The following is a 25061-nucleotide window of genomic DNA, read 5'->3' as shown; positions in this document are numbered from 1 at the left end:
GACGAGAGGGTTATGACCTGCCGACGAGAGGCTTGTGACTCGTCCCGGTACGTCATAACCCTCTCGTCGCTGCGTCACAACCCTCTCGTCAGCGTCGGGCTCAGAGATGGGAGGCGGCGGACTCGTCGAGGAGCCACGTCGTCTCGCTGATGCCGTGGGCGCCGCGCGCAGGGGTGTCCTCGAGCGTGCCGTTGCCGAGCGCGCGAGCGACGGCTTCGGCCTTGCCCTCGCCGGCGACGATGAACCACACGGCGTCGGAGTGGTTGATCGCCGGGAACGTCAGCGAGATGCGTACGGGCGGCGGCTTGGGGGAGTCGAACACCTCGACGGCTCGGCGCTCCGACTCGTGCAGCTGCGCGAAACCGGGGAACAGCGACGCCACGTGCCCGTCAGGGCCGACACCCAGCAGCGTCACGTCGAAGGGCTCGGACGGCAGTGCAGCGGCGTACTGGTCGGCCGCCTCGGCCGTGCTCACGTCGCAGCCGTGCGCCGGCATGGCGTGGATGCTCGACGCGGGTACGCCCAGGCGGTCCAGGAACGCGTCTCGCGCCTGCTGGTCGTTGCGGTCGGCGTGACCCTCGGGGACGAAGCGCTCGTCGCCCCAGTAGAAGTCGACCTCGGTCCAGTCGACGAGCCCGCTCTGGATGAGCTCGTAGGCGTCAATGGCGATCGTCCCGCCGGTCAGCACGACCTTGGGACGGCGCCCCTCGGCCTGGATCAGGGCGATCCGGCCGGTGAGGCGCTCCGCGATCGCCGCCGCCAGCGCCGGCGCGTCAGGGTAGACCTCCTGGGTCACCGTCATGCCTCAGCCAGCATGTGCTTGATCGTCGCTTCGTAGACGTCGTCGGCGTCGAGGCGGCGCAGGTCCTCCGCGAGCAGCTCGGCGAGCGTACGGGGGCCGAGCGGCACTTCGCGCGGGGACGACCCAGGCACGCTGAAGTGGCACGAGTGGTCCGTGATCCGCTCGATCAGCACGTCACCGTCGGGCGTATGAAGGACGACCGACATGATCTGCGCCCCGGTGTCGCTCTTGCGCGTCTTGATGTCGACCTTGAGCCGGCTCTCCAGCCACGCCACCAGCAGGGTGGCCGCCGGGTTGCCGCTGCCTGCGATGACCGTGCCACCGGTGACCTTGCCGGAGGACTGGTCCAGCGCCGCTGCCAGCAGGGCGCGCCACGGCGTCAGCCGGGTCCACGACAGGTCGGTGTCTCCGGCGACGTAGTGCCGGGCGACGTTCTTGAGCGAACGGATCGGCGAGTCGGTGGCCTCCGCGTCGGTCAGGCGGCGACGAGCCAGCTGGCCGATCGCGTCCTGGGACGGGTCCGTGGGCGGTTTCCCGGGCCACCACACGACGACGGGGGAGTCGGGCAGCAGCAGCGGCAGCACGACGGACTCCGCGTGCTTGGTGAGCTCGCCGGAGATGCGCAGCAGGATCGACTCTCCGCTGGAGTTCTCGCCGACTCGCACCTTGGCGTTGAGCTCGGGCGCTCCGCGACCGTCGCCCAGGATGACGCCGATCACGCGCGACGGGTGCTCGCGCGACAGTGTGGTCGCGGTCTTGAGCGCTTCGCTGACGTTCTCGTCGTCAGTGACGACGAGCAGCGTCAGCACCATGTCCATCGCGGGGCTGCCCGCAGCCACACGGGCCTTCACCATCGCCCGCGCGATGCGGGACGAGTTGGTCTTCTCGAGTGCGATCTCCATCAGGGACGCCTCCACGTACGGCCGTCACGGGCCAGCATCTTGTCGGCCGACTCAGGGCCCCAGGTGCCGGACGAATAGGTGTCGATGTCCTTCTGCTTGTCCCAGTGCGCGATGACGGGATCGAGGATCTTCCACGACAGCTCGACCTCCTCGTGCTGCGGGAACAGCGGCGGATCGCCCAGCAGCACGTCGAGGATCAGTCGCTCGTACGCCTCGGGGCTGCTCTCGACGAACGCGCCGCCATAGGCGAAGTCCATGTTGACGTCGCGGATCTCCATCGTCGTGCCGGGCACCTTGGCGCCGAAGCGCAGCGTGACGCCCTCGTCGGGCTGGATGCGCATGACCAAGGCGTTCTGGCCGAGCTCCTCGATGTCGTTCTTGTTGAACGGCTGGTGCGGGGCCCGCTTGAACACCACGGCGACCTCGGTGACACGGCGGCCGAGGCGCTTGCCGGCCCGCAGGTAGAACGGGGTGCCGGCCCAGCGCCGGGTCAGGACGTCGATGCGCATCGCCGCGTAGGTCTCGGTCATCGACGACTGCGGGATGCCCTGTTCCTCCTTGTAGCCCAGCACCTGCTCGCCACCGGCCCAGCCGCCGACGTACTGCGCGCGGGCGGTGTGCAGGTCCATGCGCGCCGGAGGACGGGCGTTGGCGAGGATCTTCTGCTTCTCGATGCGCAGCGAGGACGCGTTGAACGAGACCGGCTCCTCCATCGCGATGAGCGCCATGAGCTGCAGCAGGTGGTTCTGGATGACGTCGCGCGCGGCGCCGATGCCGTCGTAGTAGCCGGCGCGGGAGCCGATGCCGATGTCCTCGGCCATCGTGATCTGCACGTGGTCGACGTAGTGGTTGTTCCAGATCGGCTCGAACATGCCGTTGGCGAAGCGGAACGCCAGGATGTTCTGGACCGTCTCCTTGCCGAGGTAGTGGTCGATGCGGAAGACCGAGCGGCGCGGGAAGACCTCGCCGACGATGCGGTTGAGCTCCTCGGCGGACTTGAGGTCGTGGCCGAAGGGCTTCTCGATGACGACGCGGCGCCAGCCCTCGGACGACTCGGCGAGCCCGTGCTTCTTGATCTGCGACACCACGACGGGGAACAGGCCCGGCGGGATCGACAGGTAGAACGCGTGGTTGCCGCCCGTGCCCTGCTGCTCGTCGAGCTCGGCCATGGTCTTGCCGAGCTGCTCCCACGCCTCGTCGTCATCGAACTCTCCGGGTACGAACCGGATGCCGGCGGCGAGCTGCTTCCAGACCGTCTCGCTCCACGGCGTACGCGCACCGTCCTTGGCCGCCTGCTTGATCATGTTGGCGAACTTGGCGGTGCCGAAGTCGTGCCGGGCGAAACCGACCAGGGCGAAACCGGGTGGCAGCAGGCCGCGGTTGGCGAGGTCGTAGATCGCCGGGACGAGCTTCTTCTTGGCGAGGTCGCCCGTGACGCCGAACAGGATCAGGCTGCAGGGACCTGCGATGCGGGGGAGCCGGCGATCCTTGGGGTCCCTCAGCGGGTTGTCCACCAAGCTCATTGGCCCAGCACCGCCCGTACGCGCTGCAGGCCCGGCCCGATGTCGCTGAGGTGCAACCGCAGCACGGGCCGGCCGTGGTCGCGCAGCACGGCGGCGTCACCGGCGGCCTGCGAGTCGATGAACGAGCCGAACGTGAAGTCGCGGCCCGGGACCGCGAGATCCTCGGCCGGCGTGCCCGTGACCTGCAGGAACACTCCGTTGGGGGTGCCGCCCTTGTGGTACTGGCCCGTCGAGTGCAGGAACCTCGGCCCCCAGCCGAACGTCACCGGCCGGCCGAGCCGTTGCGCGAGGACCTCGCGCACACCGGCGAAGTCGGCGTAGGCGATGCGGTCGAGGTAGACCTGCACCGCGAGATAGCCGTGCTGCAGGTCGAGCTTGCCGAGCAGCGCCGTGACGGCGTCATCGACCGTCGAGCCGTCGCCGTAGATGTCGATGCCGTTGTCACTGGCATCAGGCGTCGGGACCTCGCCGCCGCCGGACAGCAGCTCGCGAGCGGCCTGCTTGGCGCTCTCGACATCGGGCTGGTCGAACGGGTTGATGCCGATGATCCGGCCGGCCACCACGACGGCGACCTCCCACAGCAGCATCTGCGCGCCGAGGTCGACGTCGAGCGCCGCGGCGTAGCCGGACTGCGCCTCGGGAGCGTCCGTGCCACCGATCGACACGAGGATCGAGTCGGCCGTGCTGGGGTTGAAGTTGACCGCGTTCTCGAACGGCACGACGACCGGGAGGACGCCCTTGCCGAGCTTGCCCGTCGACTCGGCCACGAGCTGCTCGATCCAGTCGCCGACACCGTGCCGGGTCTGGTCGGCGAGCACGAGCTTGTCGACGCGGTGCCGATTGGCGACCCCGATCAGCACGCCGAGTCGCAACGCGGGATTGTCGGCGTCGTCGGCATAGAGCGCCGCCTGGGCGCCGGCCGCCTGGTCGAGGAGTCCGCCGATGTCGGCACCGGCCAGACCGCTCGGGACCAGCCCGAACGCCGTCAGCGCCGAGTAGCGGCCGCCCACGTGCGGGTCGGCGCGGAACACGCGGTAGCCGGCCTTGGTCGCCTCGTCGTCGAGCGGCGAGCCGGGATCGGTGACCACGACGATGTGGTCGACGGGGTCGAGCCCGGAGTCGGTGAACGCCTGCTCGTACGCCCGGCGCTGGCTGTCGGTCTCGACCGTCCCGCCGGACTTGCTCGACACCACGACGATCGTGCGCTCGAGGCCGTCGGCGATCGCGGCCCGAACCATGTCGGGCTGCGACGAGTCGAGCACCGTCAGTGGGACGCCTGCGGTGTCGCAGATGACCTCGGGCGCGAGCGAGGACCCGCCCATGCCGCACAGGACGACCCGGTCGAGACCCTTGCTCGCGAGCTGCTCACGCAGCTCGATGATCTCGGCGACGAGAGGGCGGGAGGCGTCGGCGAGCTGCGTCCAGCTGAGCCGGATGCTCGCCTCGGGCTCCGCATCAGGACCCCACAGCGTGGCGTCCTGAGCGGCGATGCGGGACGCCACGCGTTGCTCGATGGCTTCGCGGAGGGCCGTCTCGAACTCGTGCTGGACAGGGACCGTGAGCGCGATCTGCACCACGGTTCAGGCCTTGTCGAGCTCGGTCTGGACCGTCTCGAGGAGCTCGGTCCAGGAAGCCTCGAACTTGTCGAGGCCCTCGACCTCGAGCAGCTCGACCACCTCGTCGTAGCCGATGCCCTGCGCCTCGAGGTCGGCGATGACCTGACGCGCCTCGTCGTACGTGCCGTGCACGGTGTCGCCGCGGACCTCACCGTGATCGGCGAACGCCTCGAGCGTCTTCTCCGGCATCGTGTTGACGGTGTCGGCGACAACAAGCTCGCTGACGTACATCGTGTCGGGGTAGGCCGGGTCCTTGACGCCGGTCGAGGCCCACAGTGGACGCTGTGTGTTGGCGCCCTTGGCGGCGAGCGCCTTGAAACGGTCGGAGCCGAAGACCTCCTCGTACGCCTCGTAGGCCAGGCGCGCGTTGGCGATGGCGGCCTTGCCGCGCAGCGGGCTGTCGTCGGCGAGACGCTTGTCGACCTCGGAGTCGACGCGGCTGACGAAGAACGACGCGACCGAGTAGATCGACGAGAGGTCCTTGCCGTTGGCCGCGGCCTGCTCGAGACCGTAGAGGTAGGCGTCCATGACGCCGCGGTAGCGCTCGAGCGAGAAGATCAACGTGACGTTGACGCTGATGCCCTCGGAGATCGTCGCGGCGATGGCCGGGAGGCCCTCGACCGTGGCCGGGATCTTGATCAGCGTGTTGGGCCGGTCGACGCGCTCCCACAGTCGCTTGGCGAGCTCGACGGTGCCGTCGGTGTCCTTGGCGAGGTCGGGGTCGACCTCGATCGAGACGCGGCCGTCGACGCCGCCCGTGGCGTCGTAGACCGGCCGCATGATGTCGCAACCGTTCTGGACGTCGGTCGTGGTGAGCTCGAACACCGTGGTCTTGACGTCGGCGCCCGATGCCTTGAGCTCCTTGACCTGGGCGGCGTAGCGCTCACCCTTGGAGATGGCGGCGGCGAAGATCGTGGGGTTGGTGGTGACGCCGACGACACCGGACTCGGCGACGAGCGCGGCGAGGTTGCCAGTCTCGATGCGTTCGCGCGAGAGGTCGTCGAGCCAGATCGATACTCCCGCGTCGGCGAGAGCCTTCAGACGGTCGTTCATGATGTCTCCTTGGAATTCAGTTGTGCAGGTCAGTGGGAGTGGACGTCGGCGTTGTCGCCGGGACCGACAGGTCCGGCCGGCCGGGCGTGGAACGGCGCCGACGGCTCGCCCGCGGCAGCCGCGATCGAGTCCTTGGCGGCGGCGACGACAGCGTCGGCGGTGATGCCGAACTTGTCGTAGAGCGTCTCGTAGTCAGCCGAGGCGCCGTAGTGCTCGAGGCTCACGATGCGGCCGGCGTCGCCGACCACGTCGCGCCAGCCGAACGCCACGCCGGCCTCGACCGACACCCGGGCGCGAAGCTGCGGCGGGATGACGCTGTCGCGGTAGGAGCTGTCCTGCTGCTCGAACCACTCACGGCACGGCATCGAGACGACTCGCGCCGAGATGCCCTCGGCGGCGAGCTGCTCGCGGGCCTTGACCGCGATCTGCACCTCGGAGCCCGTCGACACGAGGATCACGTCGGGCTCACCGTCGGCATCGATCAGCGTGTAGGCGCCCTTGGCGACGTCGGACGCGGGCGCCCAGCCGTCGGTGCCGCGCGGGAACGTCGGCAGGTTCTGCCGGCTGAGCGCCAGTGCGGAGGGTCGATCGGTGTGACCGAGCACGGTGCGCCATGCGGCGATGGTCTCGTTGGCGTCGGCGGGCCGGATGACGTCGAGGCCAGGGATCGCGCGCAGGGCCGCGAGGTGCTCGACCGGCTGGTGCGTCGGTCCGTCCTCGCCGAGGCCGATCGAGTCATGCGTCCACACATACGTGACGGGCAGCTCCTGCAGGGCGGCCAGGCGCACGGCCGGCCGCATGTAGTCGCTGAACACCAGGAACGTGCCGCCGTACGGCCGGGTCAGCCCGTGCTGGACCATCCCGTTCATGATCGCGCCCATGGCGTGCTCGCGGATGCCGAAGTGCAGCACGCGGCCGTACCAGTCGCCCTGGAACTTGGCGGTGGAGTGCTCGGGCGGCAGGAACGACGGCTCGCCCTTGGGCGTCGTGTTGTTGGAGCCCGCGAGGTCGGCCGAGCCGCCCCACAGCTCGGGGAGCTGGGGTGCCGCGGCCGACAGGAACTCACCGGAGGCGACTCGCGTCGCAACGCCCTTGGCGTCCTCCGGGTAGGTCGGCAGGTCGGCGTCCCAGCCGTCAGGCAGCTGGCGCTTGGTCAGCCGCTCGAGGAGAGCAGCACCGTCGGGCGAAGCAGTGGCCCACGCGTCGAACGTCTTCTGCCACGCCTCGTGCTCGGCGACGCCACGGTCGCGAGCCTTGCGGGTGTGCTCGATGACGTCGTCGTCGACGATGAACGACTTGTCGGGGTCGAAGCCGAGGAGCTCCTTGGTCGCCGCGATCTCGTCGGCGCCGAGAGCCGAGCCATGCGAGCCGCCGGTGCCCTGGGCCGTCGGAGCGGGCCAGGCGATGATCGTGCGGAGCTGGATGAAGCTCGGCTTGTCCGTGACGGCCTCGGCGGCCTGGTAGGCCTCCCAGAGAGCCTGGACGTCCTCGACGTACCCGGTGCCGCCGTTGGTCCAGTCGACGGTCTGCACGTGCCAGCCGTAAGCGGCGTAGCGCGCGGCGACGTCCTCGGTGAACGCGACGTTGGTGTCGTCCTCGATCGAGATCTTGTTGTCGTCCCACAGCAGCGTCAGGTTGCCGAGCTTCTGGACTCCGGCCAGCGACGACGCCTCACCCGAGACGCCCTCCTGCAGGTCGCCGTCGGACGCGATGGCGTAGACGCGGTGGTCGAACGGGCTCTCGCCGTTGGCGGTGCTGGGATCCAGCAGGCCACGCTCGCGACGGGCGGCCATGGCCATGCCCACGGCGTTGGCGACGCCCTGGCCCAGCGGACCGGTGGTGACCTCGACACCGGGGGTGTGGTTGTACTCGGGGTGACCGGGCGTCTGGCTGCCCCAGGTGCGCAGGCTCTTGAGGTCGTCGAGCGTCATCGGGTAGCCGGCGAGGTAGAGCTGGATGTACTGCGTGAGGCTCGAGTGGCCGCACGAGAGGATGAAGCGATCGCGACCGGCCCAGTGCGGATCGGTGGGGTCGTGGCGCAGCAATCGCTGGTAGTGCAGGTAGGCGACGGGGGCCAGGCTCATGGCGGTGCCGGGATGGCCGTTGCCGACCTTCTGCACTGCGTCGGCGGCCAGGAGACGGACGGTGTCCACGGCCTTCTTGTCGAGGTCTGTCCACTCCAGCGAGGGGGTTCCGGACGTCACAGCTCTGGCTCCTGTTGTTCGAACGAGGGTCTGGGTCGGGCGGCTTCGTAGGCCGTCACGTCGAGCCTACTCGCGTCCTTTAGACTGCTGCACGTGACCGCCGTGGACGTGAGACGAGCCAATGGCGCTGACGTACCCACAACGCCGAGTTACACCGACGTCCTCAAGTCGTACGTCGCGCTGACCAAGCCGCGCATCATCGAGCTGCTGCTGCTCACGACCGTTCCGGTCATGTTCCTGGCCGAGCGGGGCGTGCCCTCGGCTTGGCTCGTCGTCGCCACGGTCGTCGGCGGAACCCTGTCGGCCGGCAGCGCCAACGCGCTCAACTGCGTCGTCGACGCCGACATCGACCAGCTCATGCGCCGCACGTCCCGCCGGCCGCTGCCACGTCATCAGGTCGGCACCCGTGGCGCGCTCTGGTTCGGCCTCGCCCTCGGCGTCGTGTCGACGGTCTGGCTGTGGATGCTCGTCAACCCGTTGTCGTCGATGCTGGCCCTGGCCGCCAACGTCTTCTATGTCGTCGGCTACACCATGATCCTCAAGCGCCGCACGACCCAGAACATCGTCTGGGGCGGCGCGGCCGGTTGCTTCCCGGCGTTGATCGGCTGGACCGCGATCACCAACGAGCTGGCGTGGGCACCGGTCGTGCTGTTCATGGTCGTGTTCTTCTGGACGCCGCCGCACTTCTGGTCGCTCGCGATGCGCTACCGCGAGGACTATTCGGCGGCCAGCGTGCCGATGCTGCCGTCGGTCGCCACCTCTGCCGAGGTCGCCAAGCAGATCGTCGCCTACTCCTGGGTCATGGTCGGCACGTCGCTGCTGCTGTGGCCGATCACCCCGACCGGCTGGTTCTACCCGGCGGTCGCGATCACGCTCGGCATCGTGTTCCTCGTCGAGGCCTACGACCTGAAGTCCCGTGCGATGGACACCGAGGACCTCGCGATCCTCAAGCCCATGCGGCTGTTCCACTACTCCAACGCCTATCTGGCGCTGCTGTTCGTGGCCGCTGCGGTCGACCCCTTCCTGCGCTAGTCCTGTGGCCGGAGTGACGGTCCGCCTCGCGGGTCCCGACGACTGGGCCGACTGGCGCGAGCTGCGGCAGCGATCGCTGAGCGAGGACCCGGACGCATTCTCGTCGTCGACGGCGATGTGGACCGGAGCCAACGACACCGAGGAGCGCTGGCGGGCCCGGCTGGCCGACGGACCGTGCTTCATCGCCTACGACGACGAGCGGCCCGTCGGCATGGTCGCCGGCCGTGTCGTCGGCGGTGCCGCGGAGCTGATCTCGATGTGGGTCGCCCCAGAGGCGCGTCGTCGTGGCATCGGACGGACGTTGATCGAGCGGGTCGTCGCCTGGGCTGACGGACGCCCACTGAGCCTGCGGGTCATGGACGGCAACGCGCCGGCGGTCACGGCGTACGAGCGACAGGGCTTCGTGCTGCAGGACGACATCGACGGCGAGGGCTGTCGCCGGATGCTGCGCCCGGCCTGAATGCGTACGCTGGCCCGGTGAGCTCACCGGGGTACCGTCTCGTCGCCGCCGCACGCGAGCTCAATCTCTCGGACGGGTTCTTCCGCAGATTCCGTCGAGTCGGCCTGCGCGGTGTGCTCGCCGACCTCAACCGCACCGGCGCCCACGCGGACGTACCCGGTGAGGCGGCGATCGCCGGGATGACGTGGCAGGACGACGACCGCGACACCGAGCGCTGGTACCCGCAAGGCATCACGACGTCCGCCGATGCATACGGCGCCGACCCGAGCGGCGGCATGTTCGAGGGGCACGACGTCGTCATCGCGAGCTGGTACGCCCATGGGTGGCGCGGCTGGCTGCAGCTCGGCTCGCGGATCTCGGTCATCGACTGGAGCGACGACGACCCGCCGCGCTATCGGCACGTCCTGCTCACCGCGCCCAAACGGTTCGGCTTCTTCCACCGGCTGCGGCCCGTACGCGTGCATGCCGGCGGCATTGTCTGGTACGGCGACCACCTGTTCGTCGCCGGCAGCTCGTCGGGCGTGCGGGTGTTCCGTCTCGACGACATCGTGCGGGTGCGCAACCGGCTGCGGACCAAGGGCTATCGCTACGTCCTGCCGCAGTACTCGTTCTACGCCGCCGAACACGACGACGACGGCGACCGCATGACGTACTCGTTCATGTCGCTCGACCGGGCCGGCGACGAGGACCATCTCGTGGCAGGGGAGTACGGCCGCAAGGGCGGCAGTCACCGGCTGATCCGCTACGCGATCGACCGGGACACCCAGCTGCTTCGGAGCGACGACCGGGGCTGGGCGGTCGCCACGGAGCTGCACGACCGGCAGATCGCCCGGATGCAGGGCGCCGTCGTGTTCGAGGGCACGTGGGCCATCACGTCGAGCAACGGCGAGGGCAATCCCGGTGACCTGTGGGTCGGCACGCCCGGCAACTACACGCGGCACCAGGGCGTCCTGCCGACCGGACCGGAGGACATCACCTACCTGCCGCAGCGCCGCTGGCTGTGGTCGTTGACGGAGTGGCCGGGTCGGCGCTGGGTCTACGCGATCGACGCCGACCGCTGGCGGTCTGCGCCAAACGACCCGTCCTGACGCCTGTTCCGCCCTAGGATGCCGGGCATGACGAGCCAACAGACGGTTGCCGTGATCGGCCTGCTGTTCAGCCTCGTGAGTGTGGTGCTCTCCGGCTGGTTCTCCGTGCGTACGGCCAAGATGGGCCACAAGCTGCGCATCGAGGCCGAGCGGCGCAAGGAGGAGGAGACCGCGATCAAGGCGGCCGAGAAGGTCTACGAACCGCTCGCCCAGGCTGCCGCGGAGCTGCAGTCCCGCATCTACAACATCGTGGAGACCGGCTGGGTCCCTCTGGTCAAGCGCTACGAGAGTCACGGCGACTATGCCGTGACCAGCACCGCGTTCCTGTTCGCGCACTACTTCGGCTGGATCGAGGCTCGGCGTGAGGCGGTGTTGTCGTCGAGCGGCAAGGGCCGGCGCGACGAGTCGGTGCAGCAGCTGATCGACGGCGTCACCGCGACGCTGCGCCGCAGCGAGTCCGGCGACGGCTTCTTGTTCTTCGCCGCCGAGCAGCGGGCGATCGGCGAGCTCATGGTGTCGTGGGAGTTCATCCCCGACTCCACGACCCGCCTGCCGCATGTCGACGGCTACGCCGCGTTCGTCAAGCGATACCGCAGCGACGAGGACTTCAGGGCCTGGTTCGCTCCGGTCGATGCAGGCATGGGCAAGGTGTCCGAGGGTGACAACCGCCGGCTCATCGAGATCCAGCGCGCGCTGGTCGACCTGATCCGCGAGCTGGACCCGGCGAACCGCTACACGTTCGGCTATCAGCTCGAGCCGATCGACCTCAGCGAGATCGGGTCGGTCGCGCCGGCCGAGAAGTCTCCCCGGTTCCCGGGGCGAGTGAGCTAGACACCACGGCCAGCAGCACGAACGTGCCGGTGGCGATCAGCACCGCCCCGCCGACCAGGTGGGCAGCGACGAGCGCGATCGGGAGGTCGGTGAAGTACTGCACGAATCCGATCGTGCCTTGGGCGAGCTCGACCCCGAGCAGCAGCAATGCCAGCCGGCCCTCCGGGAACTTGCGGAGCTCGAAGCAGAGCAACGCCGTCAGGACGACCAGGACATAGACGCTGGCCGCGTGCACGTGGCTCATGACGTGGGGGTCGAGCCCGTTGCGAGGTGCCTTGGCGTCGCCAGCATGAGGGCCGCTGCCCGTCACGACGGTGCCGAGGTAGACCACGACCCACAGGACGACGTACATCGAGATCACGCGACCGGTCGCGGCCCGGACCAGACCGCCGGAGGCGACACCGCGTACGCGGAACACCAGCAGGATCGACGTGGCGACCAGCAGCATCGACAGGATCAGGTGCAGCGACACGACCCACGGGTTGAGATCGGTCAGCACGCTGATGCCGCCGATGACCGCCTGGAACGGCACACCGAGCGCGATGACCAGGGCCAGGCGGCGCTGCTCGCGGGTGGAGCCCGACCAGCGCCGGACGGCGATGAACGTGCCCACGACGACAGCGACGAGGACGTACGTCAGCATGCGGTTGCCGAACTCGATGACGCCGTGGCTGCCGAGCTCGCGATGGGGCACGAACGAATTGTCGGTGCATCGTGGCCACGTCGGGCAGCCGAGTCCCGAGCCGGTCAGGCGTACGAGCCCACCGGTCAGGACGATCACGGTGTTGGCGACGACGGCCGCCCACGCCCACTTCTCGACGGATGACTGGACGGGCGCCCGAAGGCTTGCTGTCATTCCCACTTGAACGTCCTTGCGACTCCGAGGCCGCAGCAGACGGCCCACACGATCAGCACCACGATGGAGAAGGCGCCGGGTCCCTGACCGGCGAAGGTGTCGCGCAGGCCTTGGCCCAGCGCGCCGGACGGCAGCAGCTCGAGGACGTGCCGCGCGGCTTCGGGATAGCGGCTGAGCGGCACGAGGAGGCCGCCACCGACGAGCAGCAGGACGTACACGAGGTTGGCGACGGCGAGTGTTGCCTCGGCCCGGAGTGTGCCGGCGATCAGCAGCCCGAGCGAGCCGAATGCCGCCGTGCCGAGCACCGCCAGCACGATCATCTGGGCGAATGCCGTCGCACCGCCGTGCGGCTCCCAGCCGAGCAGCAGGCCGACGACCGACAGCAGTGTCAGCTGGGCGATCTCGACGGCGGCGATCGCGCCGATCTTGCCGAGCATCAGGCCCCAGCGGGGGAGCGGCGAGGCGCCGAGCCGCTTGATGACGCCGTAGCGACGCTCGAATCCCGTGGCGATGGCGAGGGACGTGAACGACGTCGACAGGACCGCGAGAGCGAGGATGCCGGGCGTGATGATGTCGATGGACCGGCCCTTGCCGAGGTCGACGACGTCGTTGGAATGGGTGCCGAGGACGAGCAGCATGAGCGGGATGACGAGGGTCAGGAGCAGCTGCTCGCCGTTGCGCGACAGCAGGCGCAGCTCCATCGCGACCTGCGAGCGCAGCATCGCCGGGGTCGCCGCGGCGCCCGGGCTGGGGGAGAGGTCCAGCTTCGTCATCGCAGCGCCTTGCCGGTGAGCTCGAGGAACCGGTCCTCGAGGGTCTGCCGCTCGACGAGCACCGACTCGGTCAGCACGCCCTCGCCGGCGCACCACGCGGACAGGGTCGCCAACAGTGCGGGGTCGACATCGCCGGCGATGACGTACGCGCCGGGGGACACCTCGTCGACCTTGGTGTCGTGGGGAAGCGCATGCATGAGCTTCACGACGTCGAGGCCGGGACGAGCGGTGAAACGCACGGTGTTCTTGGCGCCTGAGGACGCGAGCGCCTGGGGTGTGCCGGAGGCGATGACCTGGCCGGCGTCGACGATGTGGACCTGGTCGGACAGCGTCTCGGCCTCGTCCATGAAGTGCGTCGTCAGCACGGTGGTGACGCCGCTGTCGCGCAGCTCCGAGACCAGGTCCCAGGTGGCGTGTCGGGCCTGCGGGTCGAGCCCTGCGGTCGGTTCGTCGAGGAACACGAGCTCGGGGCGGCCGACGATCGCCATCGCGAGGCTGAGGCGCTGCTGTTGGCCGCCGGAGAGCCTGCGGAACGGTGTCGTGCCGTAGCCCTGCATGCCGAGCCGCTCGATCAACGCGTCGACATCCAGCGGGTTGGCGTGCAAAGAGGCGATGTGGCGCAGCATCTCGTACGCCCGGGCGCCGGACCAGGCGCCGCCGGACTGGAGCATGACGCCGACGCGCGGCTTGAGCTTGCGGCCGTCGGAGATCGGGTCGAGGCCCAGCACGCGTACGGTGCCGCTCTGGGGGGTGCGGAAGCCCTCGCAGGTCTCGATCGTGGTGGTCTTGCCGGCGCCGTTGGGTCCGAGGATCGCGGTCACGGTGCCCGGCTCGACAGTGAGGCTGAGCCCGTCCACGGCAGTCACCGAGCCGTACCGCATGACGAGATCGACGACCTCGACGGCGGGCACGTTTTTGGCCGGCTCTGTCACCTGCTCAGTGTAGATGTCGGCTGTCCGGCCCCAGCCTTAGGCTGTCGCTCATGGATCTCCCCGTCATGCCTCCGCTCCAACCCATGCTGGCCAAGTCGGTCAAGGGCGTGCCGGCTGCCGACTCGGTCGAGGGCGGCTTGTCCTACGAGCCCAAGTGGGACGGGTTCCGCTGCATCGTGTTCCGCGACGGTGACGAGGTCGAGCTGGCGAGCCGTTCGACCAAGCCGTTGACCCGCTACTTCCCCGACATCGTCGACGCGGTCAAGGCCGAGACCCCTGATCGGTGCGTGCTCGACGGCGAGATCTTCATCGCGATCGACGGGCGGCTCGACTTCGATGCGCTGTCGCAGCGCATCCACCCCGCCGCCTCACGTGTCGCGACCCTGGCCGAGCGCACGCCGGCGTCGTTCGTGGCGTTCGACCTGCTCGCGCTCGACGGGGAGTCCTTCCTCGCCGAGCCGTTCTCCGTACGTCGTTCGCGCCTCGAGGAGGCGTTGGCGTCGGCGGCTGATCCGATCCACGTCACGCGCACGACGACCGACGCGGCAGAGGCCGAGGAGTGGTTCGGCATCTTCGAGGGCGCCGGGCTCGACGGCGTCGTCGCCAAGGCACTCGCCAAGCCCTATGCGCCCAACGGCCGCACGATGCTCAAGGTCAAGCACTCGCGCACAGCCGACGTGGTCGTGGCCGGCTACCGGCTGCACAAGACCTCGACGCCGGAGCGCCCGTTGCTGGGATCGATGCTCCTCGGGCTCTACGCCGACGACGGTCAGCTGCAGCATGTCGGCGTCGCCGCGTCGTTCACCGAGGCGCGCCGGGCCGAGCTGATCACCGAGCTCGAGCCCTTGATCGTCGACACGTCCGAGCATCCGTGGGGCAAGTGGCAGGATGCCGACGCCCAGGCCGGCTCGCGGCTGCCCGGCGGGCAGAGCCGTTGGACCGGCACCAAGGACCTGTCGTTCGTGACGCTGTCGCCGACGCGGGTCGCCGAGGTCGGCTACGAGCACATGGAAGGCATCGGCGACGGCGCCCGGTTCCGCCACACGGCGCAGTTCAAGCGCTGGCGTCCCGATCGTGAGCCGGGCTCCTGCACGTACGAGCAGCTCGAAGAGGTCGCGAAGTACGACCTCAGCCAGATCCTGACCTGACCGAGTCGCCGAGATGTGGATGCCGTTGCACCACCGCATGGTGATCGGTGGTGCAACACGATCCACATCTCGGTCGGCTCAGCCGCTGAGGCGGCGTAGTCGCTCGATCAGCTCTGCGTCCGGGACGGCGTTGGTGTTCTTGGTCAGCTCGTCCTTGAGCGCCTCGGGCAGCTCGCCGGCGGTCTTGACCTCGGTGTGCAGCCGCTCCATCGTCGCGTCGAGCTCGCCGGCGGTCTCGGCCGCCTCCTTGAGCCCGTCGAGGAGTGACTGAGGCACGTCCTCGCGGTACTTGTAGTGGATCTTGTGCTCGAGGCTCGCCCAGAAGTCCATCGCGATCGTCCGCAGCTGCACCTCGACGAGCACCGGCACCTCACCGTCGCTGAGGAACACCGGTACCTCGACCAGCGCGTGCAGGCTGCGATAGCCGTTGGGCTTCGGCGTCTTGATGTAGTCGCGTACCTCGACGACTCTGACGTCCGACTGCCCGGTGAGCAGGTCGAAGATCGTGTAGACGTCCGACACGAAGCTGCACGTCACGCGTACGCCGGCGATGTCGGTGATGCGCTCGGCGATCGACTCGAACGTCGGCTCGCACTGCTTGCGGCCCATCTTCTCGACGATCGACTCGGGGTTCTTGAGCCTCGACGAGACGTGCTCGATGGGGTTGCTGTCGTGCAGGTGGGCGAACTCGTCGCGGAGGATCGACAGCTTGGTGACGATCTCCTCCATGCCGAACTTGTAGCGCATCATGAACCGGGTGAAGTCCTGGCGGAGCTGCTGCGCGTCCTGCGAGGCGAAGTCACCGTCAGCCCGTTCGATGAGTCGCCCCAGGTCCATCCGGGCAGGCGTCGGGTCCACCAGCCCACTGTAGGCAGACAACACCGGGTACGCCTGTGAGGGCCCCATGAATGTCGTGGTTCAGGCGTCCTCGACGACCTTCTTGGCCTTGCTCGGCTGGACGCGCTTGGGCTCGCCCGGCATCTTCGGGTATTCCGGCGGATACGGCATCTCGACCGGATGCGCGTCCCACAGGTCGAGCAGGGGCTGCAACGAGTGGTGCACGTCGTCGATCTCTGCCCACGCGTCACCGCTGGAGGCCAGACGCTCGGGCACGGTGTGCAGCGTGAAGACGCGCGGGTCGTCGAGAGTCGCCAGCTCGTCCCACGACACCGGCGTCGAGACCGGGGCGCCCGGAGCAGGTCGCAGGCTGTAGGCCGAGGCGATGGTCCGGTCGCGGCAGTTCTGGTTGAAGTCCACGAACACGTTGTCCTCGCGTTCTTCCTTCCACCAGGCTGTCGTGACGCCGTGCGTACGCTTCTCGAGCTCGCGGGCGATCGCGATCGCGCCGTGGCGTACGTCGGTGAAGGTCCACCTCGGCTCGATGCGTACGTAGACGTGGATGCCGCGCTTGCCGCTGGTCTTGGGGAACGCCCGGATGCCGAGCTCCTCGAACAGCTCCCGCGCGACACCAGCAATGCGTACGGCATCGCCGAACGTCGCCGAACCGAACGGGTCGAGGTCGATGCGCAGCTCGTCGGGGCGGTCGTTGTCGTCGCGGCGGGTCGGCCAGGGGTGGAACGTGATGGCGCCCATGTGTGCCGCCCATGCCGCCGTGGCGATCTCGGTCATGCAGATCTCATCGGCGACCCGGCCCGACGGGAACAGGATGCGCGTGCTCTCGACGTACGGAGGCGCGCCGCGCATCATCCGCTTCTGGTAGAACGCGTCGCCGTGGCTGTCAGCACGTGTCGACATGACCATGCCTTCACGTACGCCCTTGGGCCACCGCTCGAGGGCGACCGGACGGTTGCGAAGCGCCCGCATGAGGCCGTTCTCGACCGCGACGTAGTACTCCGCGACCATCAGCTTGGTGACCTCGGGGGAGAAGTCGGTCGCCTCGTAGATCACCCTCGTCGGACTCGAGACGCGGACGTCACGCCCGCCGGCCTCGATCTCGACCGCATCGCTCGCCATGGAGCCACTCTATGGGCGTGAGCACTTGGCGGGTGTCCGTCCACAGATCGCGTCGCTGCTCGTCGATCTCCACCGACTCCGACGGCGGATTTTCAGATGGCGGGCGATCCAGCAAGGATGGATCCATGGGGAAGAACAGCCGCGAACGCCGTGAGGCCCGTCGGCGATCGCACGGGAGCGCACCGCGTCACACTGCGCCGGAGGCTGGGTCCGTCACCTTGGCCGAGCTGAACGACCTGATCTCGATGGCCGCTCGCTATGCCGCCGCCGCGCCACGCGCCGCGGGGCCCCGCATCCAGCTGCTCAACGAGCTGGCGGCTGCGGCCGAGAGCCCTCAGCTCAACCCCGCCAGCCTGGTCGCCGGCGAGGTGCTCTCGCGCATCAGCCGCGCCTGGGAGTACGGATGGCAACCACAAGAGCTCGTGCACGCGCTCCGCCGGCACACCTCAGCCGCAGCCGCCGCATGGTTCTCCCGCGCAGTCCTCGTCGACGCCCGGCGATCCGACGCGATGCAGCAGGCACCTGACACGTGGCGCACCCAGCTCGGCCTGCTGGCCGCACGGCACGACGGCTCGGCGACGCTGCTGAGCCCCGACGGCGATGCGTCACACGCCGAGTGGGAGACCGCGCTGGTCGCCCTCGACTTCATCCGCGACCTGCCGCGCTCCCAGCTGCTCGTCCCGCCGCCATCCCAGTGGGGGCGCGTTCGACGACAGGCGTCGATGCACACGAACGAGGGGCACGCCAAGACCATCGTCCGGGTGCGCGCCCTGTTGGCCAAGGCAGAGTCGACCGAGTTCGCCCCCGAGGCCGAGGCCCTGACCGCCAAGGCGCAGGACATCATGACCCGGCACGCGATCGACGAGGCGTTGCTGCATGACGACGCGGGCGACCCCGTCGACGTGCAGGGCATCCGCGTGCTGATCGATCATCCGTACGCGTTGGAGAAGGCGCGCCTGCTCGACGTGGTCGCGCGAGCCAACCGCACCCGGGCGGTGTGGAACGACTTCGCCTCGTCGATGACTCTCCTGGGTGTGCCCACCGACCTCGAACAGGTCGAGATGCTGTTCACGTCTGCGCTGGTGCAGGCCACAAGGGCGATGACCCAAGCCGGTCAGGAGGCCAGGCCGAGCGCCGGCGAGCGATCGTCCGGGTTCCGCAAGGCGTTCCTCAGCGCCTATGCGACTCGCATCGGCGAGCGACTCGCTGCGTCGAATGCCGAGGCCACTTCTGCCTACGGCACGGATCTCGTGCCCGTGTTCCAGCGCCAGGCCGAGGCGATCGACGACGAGTTCGATCGGCTGTTCCCGCACGTCACGTCCGGATCCCGCCGCGCGACGTTCGACGCCCGTGGGTGGGACGCCGGCATGCGAGCGGCCGACGCAGCCGTGCTCCCGGCGGGATCGATCGAAGGCTGAGCCCTCAGGCCGCGTGGACCAGATCCAGGCCCGACGCCCGGACCAGCGGCACCAGCCCGGCGAGCAGCAAGCCCGAGGCGACGGGGAGCAGGTCCCTCACCGGACCCTGATGGTCAGTTGACCGCGATCTCCCGCGCGCCGGTCATCTGACGCAGCTCGTCGTACGTCGTCGAGAACACCGCAGCGGGGTGCCCGGCTGCGGCCCATATCTCGCCGTACGCCCGCAGCGCCGGATCCAGGAACGTCGGGATCGGCGAGGGGTGGGCGATGGGGGAGACGCCGCCGATGACCTGACCGGTGTGCTCGCGTACGAACTCCGGCTTCGCCCGTTTCAGCGCCGCCACCTCGATCGAGGCGGCCACCTTCTCGGTGTCGACGCGATGTGCTCCCGAGGTGAGCACGAGGACCGGCTCGGTGTCGCCTGCGAGGGTCGTCGCCGCGAACAGCAGGCTGTTGGCGATCGCGCCGACCTCGCAGCCCAGCGCATCGGCGGCCAGAGCGGCAGTGTGCACCGAGTCGGGCAGCACGACGATGCGGCCGGTCCCGCCGCGGCTCTCGAGCTCGGCCCGGAACCGGGTGATGGAGGCATGTTCGGTCACGATGCGAAACGTATCCTGACCCCACTCACGTCCGCGACACCCGGAACGATAGTTTTTGCGACATGTTCTCTGCACTCGGCCGTTTCGTAACCCGTCGTCCCTGGATCGTGCTCGGCACGTGGGTCGCTCTCGCCGTGGTCGTCATCACGACCGCGCCGGGGCTCACCGCAACGACGGACGAGGCCGAGTTCCTCCCGAAGCACTACGAGTCGATCAAAGCAGCCAACCTGCAGGAGAAGGCCTTTCCGAGCCAGGGCCAGCCCGGCGCGATCCTCGTCTTCGACCGCAAGGACGGCGGCAAGCTCACAGCCGAGGACAGCGCCAAGGTCGAGTCGGTGGTCGATGAGCTCAACGGCAAGCTGGACAAGGCGTTCGTGCCGGGCACGGTGCAGCCGCCCTCGGACAACAAGCTCGTCCAGATCGCCGTCGTGGGGTTGGCCGACAACGCGACGGGCTACGACACGCAGTCGATGGACGCGGCCAAGGACCTGCGCAAGGACGCGAAGCCGCTCGTCAAGGACACCGGACTGCAGCTCCGCATGACCGGAGCCGCTCCGCAGAGCGTCGACTCCGAGGACTCGTCCGCCAAGACCATGGAGATCGTCGGCCTGGCCACGATCGTGCTGATCGTGGTGCTGCTGGCCCTGATCTTCCACAGCGTGATCATCTGCCTGCTGCCGATCGTCGTGGTGACGCTCGTGTCATTCATCGCCACGGGTCTGATCGCCTGGGCCAACGACATCTTCGACCTCAAGGCCGACAGCTCGATCCAGGTCATCCTGATCGTGGTGCTCTACGGCATCGGCACCGACTACATCCTGTTCCTGCTCTTCCGTTATCGGGAGCGACTGCGCACCGGCGAGGACACCAAGATCGCCATCGGCACGGCTCTCGAGCGGGCCGGAGAGGCGATCGCGTCCGCCGGTGGCGCCGTGATCGTGTCGTTCATGGCGCTGGTGCTGTCGAGCCTGAGCATCTTCCGGTCGATCGGCCCGGCGCTGGCGATCGCGGTCGCGGTCACCCTCCTCGCCGCGCTCACCCTGGTGCCGGCCCTGCTGACACTGCTGGGCCGAGCCCTGTTCTGGCCGTCCAAGAAGTGGCGCGACGAGCCTGCGGGCACCCGTTTCGCCTCGATCGGCACGTCGCTCGGCAAGCATCCCGTACGTTTTGCCGGCGCCGCCGGACTCCTGCTCGCGGTGCTCGCCTCGTTCACGATCGGCTTCAACCCGTCGTTCGACTTCAACTCGAGCCTGCCCAAGGACGTCGAGTCCACCAAGGCGATCAAGACTCTCGAGAAGGGCCTGCCCGCCGGTGTGACCGACCCGACGACCGTCCTGCTGAGCTCTGACAACAAGCTCGACCAGACGACCGTCGACGCGTTCGCCGCCGACCTCGGCCGAACCAAGGGCATCGCCCAGGTCTCGCCGGGAACGCTGTCGGAGGACGGCCGCACCGCGGTCTACAACGCCCTGCTCGACCACGACCCGACCTCTGACGCGGCGATCGCGGACGTCAAGGGACCTATTCGCGATGCTGCACACGAGGCCGCACCAGAGGGCACCGAGGCGTTCGTGGGCGGCACCACGTCGGTGTTCGTCGACATGCAGAAGGCCATGAACCGCGACTACTCGATCGTGTTCCCGGTGGCCGCGGTGGTGATCATGATCATCCTGGCGCTGCTGCTGCGCAGCCTGGTCGCTCCGTTGTACCTCATGGTCTCCGTCGGCCTCGGCTTCGGCGCGACACTCGGCGCCACGGTCATTGTGTTCCAGCACATCCAGGGCCTCGACGGGCTGATCTTCATGCTGCCGATCTACATCTACCTGTTCGTCGTGGCCCTCGGCACCGACTACAACATCTTGATGATCGCCCGGCTCCGCGAGGAGGCTCGCGAAGGGCGAAGTCCCCGCGACGCGGCCGCGCAGGCCGTACGGCACGCCGGTCCGACGATCGCTGCGGCCGGCGTCATCCTCGCCGGCACGTTCGCGGCCTTGATGCTCGGCGGCAACTCGCTCATCACCTCGATGGGATTCGCGCTGTCGTTCGGCATCTTCGTGGCCGCGTTCGTCATGGCGATGTTCCTGACGCCTGCGCTCACAGCCCTCATCGGGCACGCGGCGTGGTGGCCGGGTCACGGTGACGAGACGGAGGAGGAGAAGGCGGTTCGCGTCGACGCACGGGGTTAGGTTGACCTTCGTTGATTAGCCTTGGTGAATAAAGGCACACTTGTCTTGTGAAATACACCGGTTCGGATGACGCGTCGGTGGTCGACGACGCTCCGACCCGGGAACGTGTCGCCACGACGATCCTCCAGAACGGCCCGTCGACGGCAGCGGACCTCGCGGTCCAGCTGCGCCTGACGCCGGCCGCCGTACGCCGGCACCTCGACCAGCTCCTGGCCGACGGTGTCCTCGAGGCGCGTGACCAGCGCGTCACAGGCCAGCGCGGCCGCGGACGTCCCGCCAAGGTCTTCGTCATCACCGACGCGGGCCGCGACCACTTCGGCCACGCCTACGACGTGCTGGCCGCCGGCGCCCTCCGCTACCTCGCCGAGACCGGGGGAGACGACGCCGTCATGGAGTTCGCCCGCCACCGGCTCACCGACATCGAGGCGCGCTACCGCCCGCTGCTCGCCATGGCCGAGCCGGACCAGCGCCCCCGGGTGCTCGCCGAGGCCCTGAGCTCCGACGGCTACGCCGCATCGGTCGGCTCGACCCCCGCCGGCACCCAGATGTGCCAGCACCACTGCCCGGTCGCCCACGTGGCCGAGGAGTTCCCCCAGATGTGCGAGGCCGAGACCGAGATGTTCGCGCGTCTCCTCGGCACCCATGTGCAGCGGCTCGCCACGATCGCCCACGGCGACGGTGTCTGCACGACCCACCTGCCCAAGAACAACCCAGCAGAGAGGCTGCCCTCATGACGACCACGTCAGAGACCAACGCACCCAATGCCATCGAAGAGGCCAATCCGGGCCTCAAGGATGTCGGCCGCTACGAGTTCGGCTGGGCCGACAAGACCGACGCCGGCGCAACGTCGCAGCGCGGACTCAGCGAGGACGTCGTCCGCAACATCTCGGCGCTCAAGAACGAGCCCGAGTGGATGCTCGACCTTCGCCTCAAGGGCCTGAAGCTCTTCGGTCGCAAGCCCATGCCGACGTGGGGCTCCGACCTCAGTGGCATCGACTTCGACAACATCAAGTACTTCGTGCGGTCGACCGAGAAGGTCGCTGCGACGTGGGACGACCTGCCTGACGACATCAAGAACACGTACGACCGCCTCGGCATCCCCGAGGCCGAGAAGCAGCGTCTGGTCTCCGGCGTCGCCGCTCAGTACGAGTCCGAGGTCGTCTACCACTCGATCCGTGAGGATCTCGAGGAGCAGGGCGTCCTCTTCCTCGACACCGACACGGCACTCAAGGAGCACCCGGAGCTCTTCAAGGAGTACTTCGCCACGATCATCCCGGTCGGCGACAACAAGTTCTCTGCGCTCAACTCGGCGGTGTGGTCCGGTGGCTCGTTCATCTACGTCCCCAAGGGCGTCCACGTCGACATCCCGTTGCAGGCCTACTTCCGCATCAACACCGAGAACATGGGCCAGTTCGAGCGCACGCTGATCATCGCCGACGAGGGCTCGTACGTGCACTACGTCGAGGGCTGCACCGCGCCGATCTACTCCAGCGACTCGCTGCACTCGGCCGTCGTCGAGATCGTCGTCAAGAAGGGCGCCCGCGTCCGCTACACGACGATCCAGAACTGGTCCAACAACGTCTACAACCTCGTCACCAAGCGCGCCGTCTGCGAAGAGGGCGCCACGATGGAGTGGGTCGACGGCAACATCGGCTCCAAGGTCACGATGAAGTACCCGGCTGTCTACCTCATGGGCGAGCACGCGCGCGGCGAGACGCTGTCGATCGCGTTCGCCGGCGAGGGCCAGCACCAGGACGCCGGCGCCAAGATGGTGCACGCCGCGCCCAACACGTCGAGCTCGATCCTGAGCAAGTCGGTCGCCCGTGGCGGCGGACGTACGTCCTACCGCGGCCTCCTGCAGGTGCTCGAGGGCGCCGAGGGCTCGGCCAGCACGGTCAAGTGCGACGCGCTCCTGGTCGACCAGATCAGCCGCTCCGACACCTACCCGTACGTCGACGTCCGCGAGGACGACGTGACGCTGGGCCACGAGGCCACGGTGTCCAAGCTCAGCGACGATCAGCTCTTCTACTTCATGTCACGCGGCATGGAGGAGGACGAGGCCATGGCGATGATCGTGCGCGGCTTCGTCGAGCCCATCGCGCGTGAGCTGCCGATGGAGTACGCCCTCGAGCTCAACCGTCTGATCGAACTGCAAATGGAAGGGGCTGTCGGTTGACCGCCACGCAAACCGTCGCCGAAGCGCTGGAGCTCTCGCCGGTCGAGTCGCACTTGCACCCTGCGGGGTCCTTCAATCTTGAGGACCACGCGGTCCCGTCGGGCCTCGAGGAGATCTGGCGATTCACGCCGCTCAAGCGCCTCCGCGGCCTGCACCAGGACACCCCGCTCGACGGCGAAGACTTCAAGGTCGAGGTCGACGCCGCTGAGGGCGTCACCGCGGTCTCCGTGCCCGCTGCCGACTCGGCTCGCGGTGTCTCGGGCTACGTGCCCGTCGATCGCGTGTCCGCACGCGCCTGGGAAGCCGCTCGTTCGGTCTTCGAGGTGACGATCCCGGCCAACGCCGAGATCGCCGAGCCCACCACGATCCGCCTGCACGGCGAGGGACTGGAGAAGGCTGCGGCAGGACACCTGCTCGTACGCGCCGGCCAGTTCTCCAAGGCCGTTGTGGTCGTCGACTATGACGGCTCAGCGACCTGGGCCGAGAACATCGAGGTCGTCCTCGAGGACGGCGCCCAGCTGACGTTCGTCACGATCCAGGACTGGAACGACGACAGCGTCCACGTCGTCACCCAGCACGCCAGGGTCGGCCGCGACGCCGAGCTCCGCCACATCGCGGTCTCGCTCGGCGGCGATGTCGTCCGCGCCAGCACGTCGGCCGACTACCTCGGCACCGGCGGAAGCGTCGAGATGCTTGGTGTCTACTTCGCCGACGCCGGCCAGCACATCGAGCACCGGCTGTTCGTCGACCACACGGCACCGCGCACCAAGAGCAATGTCGAGTACAAGGGCGCGCTCCAGGGCAAGGACGCCCACACGGTCTGGATCGGCAACGTCCTGATCCGCAAGGAGGCCCAGGGCATCCTGACGTACGAGAGCAACGACAACCTCGTGCTGACCGACGGCGCCACGGCCGACTCGGTGCCCAACCTCGAGATCGAGACCGGCGACATCGAGGGCGCGGGCCACGCGTCCACGACCGGCCGGTTCGACGACGAGCACCTGTTCTACCTGCAGAGCCGCGGCATCGCCGAGGAAGAGGCCCGCCGACTCGTCGTGCACGGCTTCTTCAACGACATCATCCGCCGCATCGGTGTGCCGGCCCTGCAGGAGCGCCTGGTCGCCTCCATCGAGGAGGAGCTGGCCGAGCACGTAGGACGCATCGGATGAGCTTCGTCGCCGCGGCCGCACTGGCCGACGTACCCCAAGGGGGGGTCCTCGCCGTCGAGGTCGACGGCGAGGAGATCGCCCTGCTGCGCGACGGGGACGATGTCTACGCGCTGCGCGACGAGTGCTCGCACGCGTCGATCCCGCTGTCGGAGGGCGAGGTCGAGGGCTGCGAGATCGAGTGCTGGCTGCACGGCTCGCGCTTCGACGCCCGCACCGGCAAGCCGGTCAACCTCCCCGCCACTGAACCCGTACCCACCTACCCCACCCAGATCGAGGGCGACACCGTCATGGTCGACCTCTCACCCAGGAGCTGAAGCAC

23 protein-coding genes are annotated in these 25061 nt (G+C 68.7%); 11 read left to right on the top strand and 12 right to left on the bottom strand.

Features of this window, described 5'->3' with window-relative positions:
* Positions 1-100: 100 nt before the first annotated feature.
* The 6 genes from pgl to tkt are packed head-to-tail and all read right to left on the bottom strand — an operon-like array spanning position 101 to position 8100.
* Positions 101-802: a 6-phosphogluconolactonase gene (gene pgl / locus ESP70_RS01850; protein ID WP_149687673.1), complete on the bottom strand. Its 702-nt coding sequence runs from the start codon at positions 800-802 to the stop codon at positions 101-103.
* Positions 799-1704, bottom strand: coding sequence for a glucose-6-phosphate dehydrogenase assembly protein OpcA (locus ESP70_RS01845; protein ID WP_149687672.1), 906 nt, complete (start codon positions 1702-1704; stop codon positions 799-801). Before ESP70_RS01845 ends, pgl begins: the two co-directional genes overlap by 4 nt.
* A complete protein-coding gene (gene zwf, locus ESP70_RS01840) occupies positions 1704-3227 on the bottom strand; it encodes a glucose-6-phosphate dehydrogenase (RefSeq protein ID WP_149687671.1) in 1524 nt (507 codons plus the stop codon). Before zwf ends, ESP70_RS01845 begins: the two co-directional genes overlap by 1 nt.
* The gene (locus tag ESP70_RS01835) at positions 3224-4804 is read right to left on the bottom strand and encodes a glucose-6-phosphate isomerase (RefSeq protein ID WP_149687670.1); all 1581 of its coding nucleotides are present in this window, start codon (positions 4802-4804) and stop codon (positions 3224-3226) included. The genes zwf and ESP70_RS01835 overlap by 4 nt, the downstream gene beginning before the upstream one ends.
* 3 nt (positions 4805-4807) lie before the next feature.
* Positions 4808-5896, bottom strand: a complete 1089-nt coding sequence (gene tal, locus ESP70_RS01830) for a transaldolase (RefSeq protein ID WP_149687669.1) — start codon at positions 5894-5896, stop codon at positions 4808-4810.
* Between the two features lie 29 nt (positions 5897-5925).
* Positions 5926-8100, bottom strand: a complete 2175-nt coding sequence (gene tkt, locus ESP70_RS01825; RefSeq protein ID WP_149687668.1) for a transketolase — start codon at positions 8098-8100, stop codon at positions 5926-5928.
* Between the two features lie 93 nt (positions 8101-8193).
* Here tkt and ESP70_RS01820 point away from each other — a divergent pair, with 93 nt between their 5' ends.
* From ESP70_RS01820 to ESP70_RS01805, 4 genes are read left to right on the top strand one after another with little or no spacing between them, the layout of a single operon-like run.
* Positions 8194-9132, top strand: coding sequence for a heme o synthase (locus ESP70_RS01820; protein ID WP_223148582.1), 939 nt, complete (start codon positions 8194-8196; stop codon positions 9130-9132).
* 4 nt (positions 9133-9136) lie between these two features.
* Positions 9137-9592, top strand: a complete 456-nt coding sequence (locus ESP70_RS01815; protein WP_223148581.1) for a GNAT family N-acetyltransferase — start codon at positions 9137-9139, stop codon at positions 9590-9592.
* Positions 9593-9609: 17 nt separating this feature from the next.
* Positions 9610-10680: a glycosyltransferase family protein gene (locus ESP70_RS01810; RefSeq protein WP_149687666.1), complete on the top strand. Its 1071-nt coding sequence runs from the start codon at positions 9610-9612 to the stop codon at positions 10678-10680.
* Positions 10681-10707: 27 nt separating this feature from the next.
* Positions 10708-11511 (top strand): hypothetical protein, encoded by an 804-nt coding sequence (locus ESP70_RS01805; RefSeq protein ID WP_149687665.1) that lies wholly within the window; start codon positions 10708-10710, stop codon positions 11509-11511.
* Here ESP70_RS01805 and ESP70_RS01800 read toward each other — a convergent pair.
* Genes ESP70_RS01800 through ESP70_RS01790 form a run of 3 tightly spaced genes read right to left on the bottom strand, consistent with a single transcriptional unit; the run spans position 11447 to position 14072 of the window.
* Positions 11447-12367, bottom strand: coding sequence for a COX15/CtaA family protein (locus ESP70_RS01800; RefSeq protein WP_246161751.1), 921 nt, complete (start codon positions 12365-12367; stop codon positions 11447-11449). The two genes, ESP70_RS01805 and ESP70_RS01800, sit on opposite strands and share 65 nt — an antisense overlap.
* The gene (locus ESP70_RS01795; RefSeq protein ID WP_149687663.1) at positions 12364-13140 is read right to left on the bottom strand and encodes an ABC transporter permease; all 777 of its coding nucleotides are present in this window, start codon (positions 13138-13140) and stop codon (positions 12364-12366) included. Before ESP70_RS01795 ends, ESP70_RS01800 begins: the two co-directional genes overlap by 4 nt.
* On the bottom strand, positions 13137-14072 hold the full coding sequence (locus tag ESP70_RS01790) for an ABC transporter ATP-binding protein (RefSeq protein WP_246161750.1): 936 nt from the start codon (positions 14070-14072) through the stop codon (positions 13137-13139). Before ESP70_RS01790 ends, ESP70_RS01795 begins: the two co-directional genes overlap by 4 nt.
* Positions 14073-14122: 50 nt before the next feature.
* On the opposite strand from ESP70_RS01790, the gene ESP70_RS01785 reads away from it, so the two are divergent.
* Positions 14123-15220 carry an ATP-dependent DNA ligase gene (locus tag ESP70_RS01785; protein WP_149687662.1) on the top strand — a complete coding sequence of 366 codons (1098 nt, stop codon included), beginning with the start codon at positions 14123-14125 and terminating at the stop codon, positions 15218-15220.
* A gap of 78 nt (positions 15221-15298) precedes the next feature.
* Here the strand turns inward: ESP70_RS01785 and ESP70_RS01780 are convergent, their stop codons facing one another.
* On the bottom strand, positions 15299-16078 hold the full coding sequence (locus ESP70_RS01780) for a GTP pyrophosphokinase (protein ID WP_246161749.1): 780 nt from the start codon (positions 16076-16078) through the stop codon (positions 15299-15301).
* Positions 16079-16138: 60 nt separating this feature from the next.
* Entirely contained in the window at positions 16139-17194 is a 1056-nt protein-coding gene (locus ESP70_RS01775; RefSeq protein ID WP_149687661.1) for a DNA polymerase domain-containing protein, read from the bottom strand.
* A gap of 125 nt (positions 17195-17319) precedes the next feature.
* Between ESP70_RS01775 and ESP70_RS01770 the strand changes: the two genes are divergently transcribed.
* On the top strand, positions 17320-18612 hold the full coding sequence (locus ESP70_RS01770; RefSeq protein WP_188110436.1) for a DUF2786 domain-containing protein: 1293 nt from the start codon (positions 17320-17322) through the stop codon (positions 18610-18612).
* Between the two features lie 113 nt (positions 18613-18725).
* Here ESP70_RS01770 and ESP70_RS01765 read toward each other — a convergent pair whose 3' ends face one another.
* Positions 18726-19211, bottom strand: a complete 486-nt coding sequence (locus ESP70_RS01765) for a YbaK/EbsC family protein (protein ID WP_246161748.1) — start codon at positions 19209-19211, stop codon at positions 18726-18728.
* Positions 19212-19273: 62 nt separating this feature from the next.
* Here ESP70_RS01765 and ESP70_RS01760 point away from each other — a divergent pair, with 62 nt between their 5' ends.
* From ESP70_RS01760 to ESP70_RS01740, 5 genes are read left to right on the top strand one after another with little or no spacing between them, the layout of a single operon-like run.
* Positions 19274-21397, top strand: coding sequence for an MMPL family transporter (locus ESP70_RS01760; RefSeq protein WP_149687659.1), 2124 nt, complete (start codon positions 19274-19276; stop codon positions 21395-21397).
* Positions 21398-21444: 47 nt separating this feature from the next.
* Positions 21445-22131, top strand: coding sequence for a helix-turn-helix transcriptional regulator (locus ESP70_RS01755; protein WP_149687658.1), 687 nt, complete (start codon positions 21445-21447; stop codon positions 22129-22131).
* The gene (gene sufB / locus ESP70_RS01750; protein WP_149687657.1) at positions 22128-23573 is read left to right on the top strand and encodes a Fe-S cluster assembly protein SufB; all 1446 of its coding nucleotides are present in this window, start codon (positions 22128-22130) and stop codon (positions 23571-23573) included. Before ESP70_RS01755 ends, sufB begins: the two co-directional genes overlap by 4 nt.
* The gene (gene sufD, locus ESP70_RS01745) at positions 23570-24742 is read left to right on the top strand and encodes a Fe-S cluster assembly protein SufD (protein WP_149687656.1); all 1173 of its coding nucleotides are present in this window, start codon (positions 23570-23572) and stop codon (positions 24740-24742) included. Before sufB ends, sufD begins: the two co-directional genes overlap by 4 nt.
* Positions 24739-25056, top strand: a complete 318-nt coding sequence (locus ESP70_RS01740; protein WP_149687655.1) for a non-heme iron oxygenase ferredoxin subunit — start codon at positions 24739-24741, stop codon at positions 25054-25056. The genes sufD and ESP70_RS01740 overlap by 4 nt, the downstream gene beginning before the upstream one ends.
* Positions 25057-25061 lie beyond the last annotated feature (5 nt).

It is taken from the genome of Aeromicrobium ginsengisoli, assembly GCF_004134905.2.
Classification (GTDB): Bacteria; Actinomycetota; Actinomycetes; order Propionibacteriales; family Nocardioidaceae; genus Aeromicrobium; species Aeromicrobium ginsengisoli.
The sequence above is the reverse complement of the archived record's forward strand: the minus strand, read 5'-3'. Positions and strand labels throughout refer to the sequence as shown.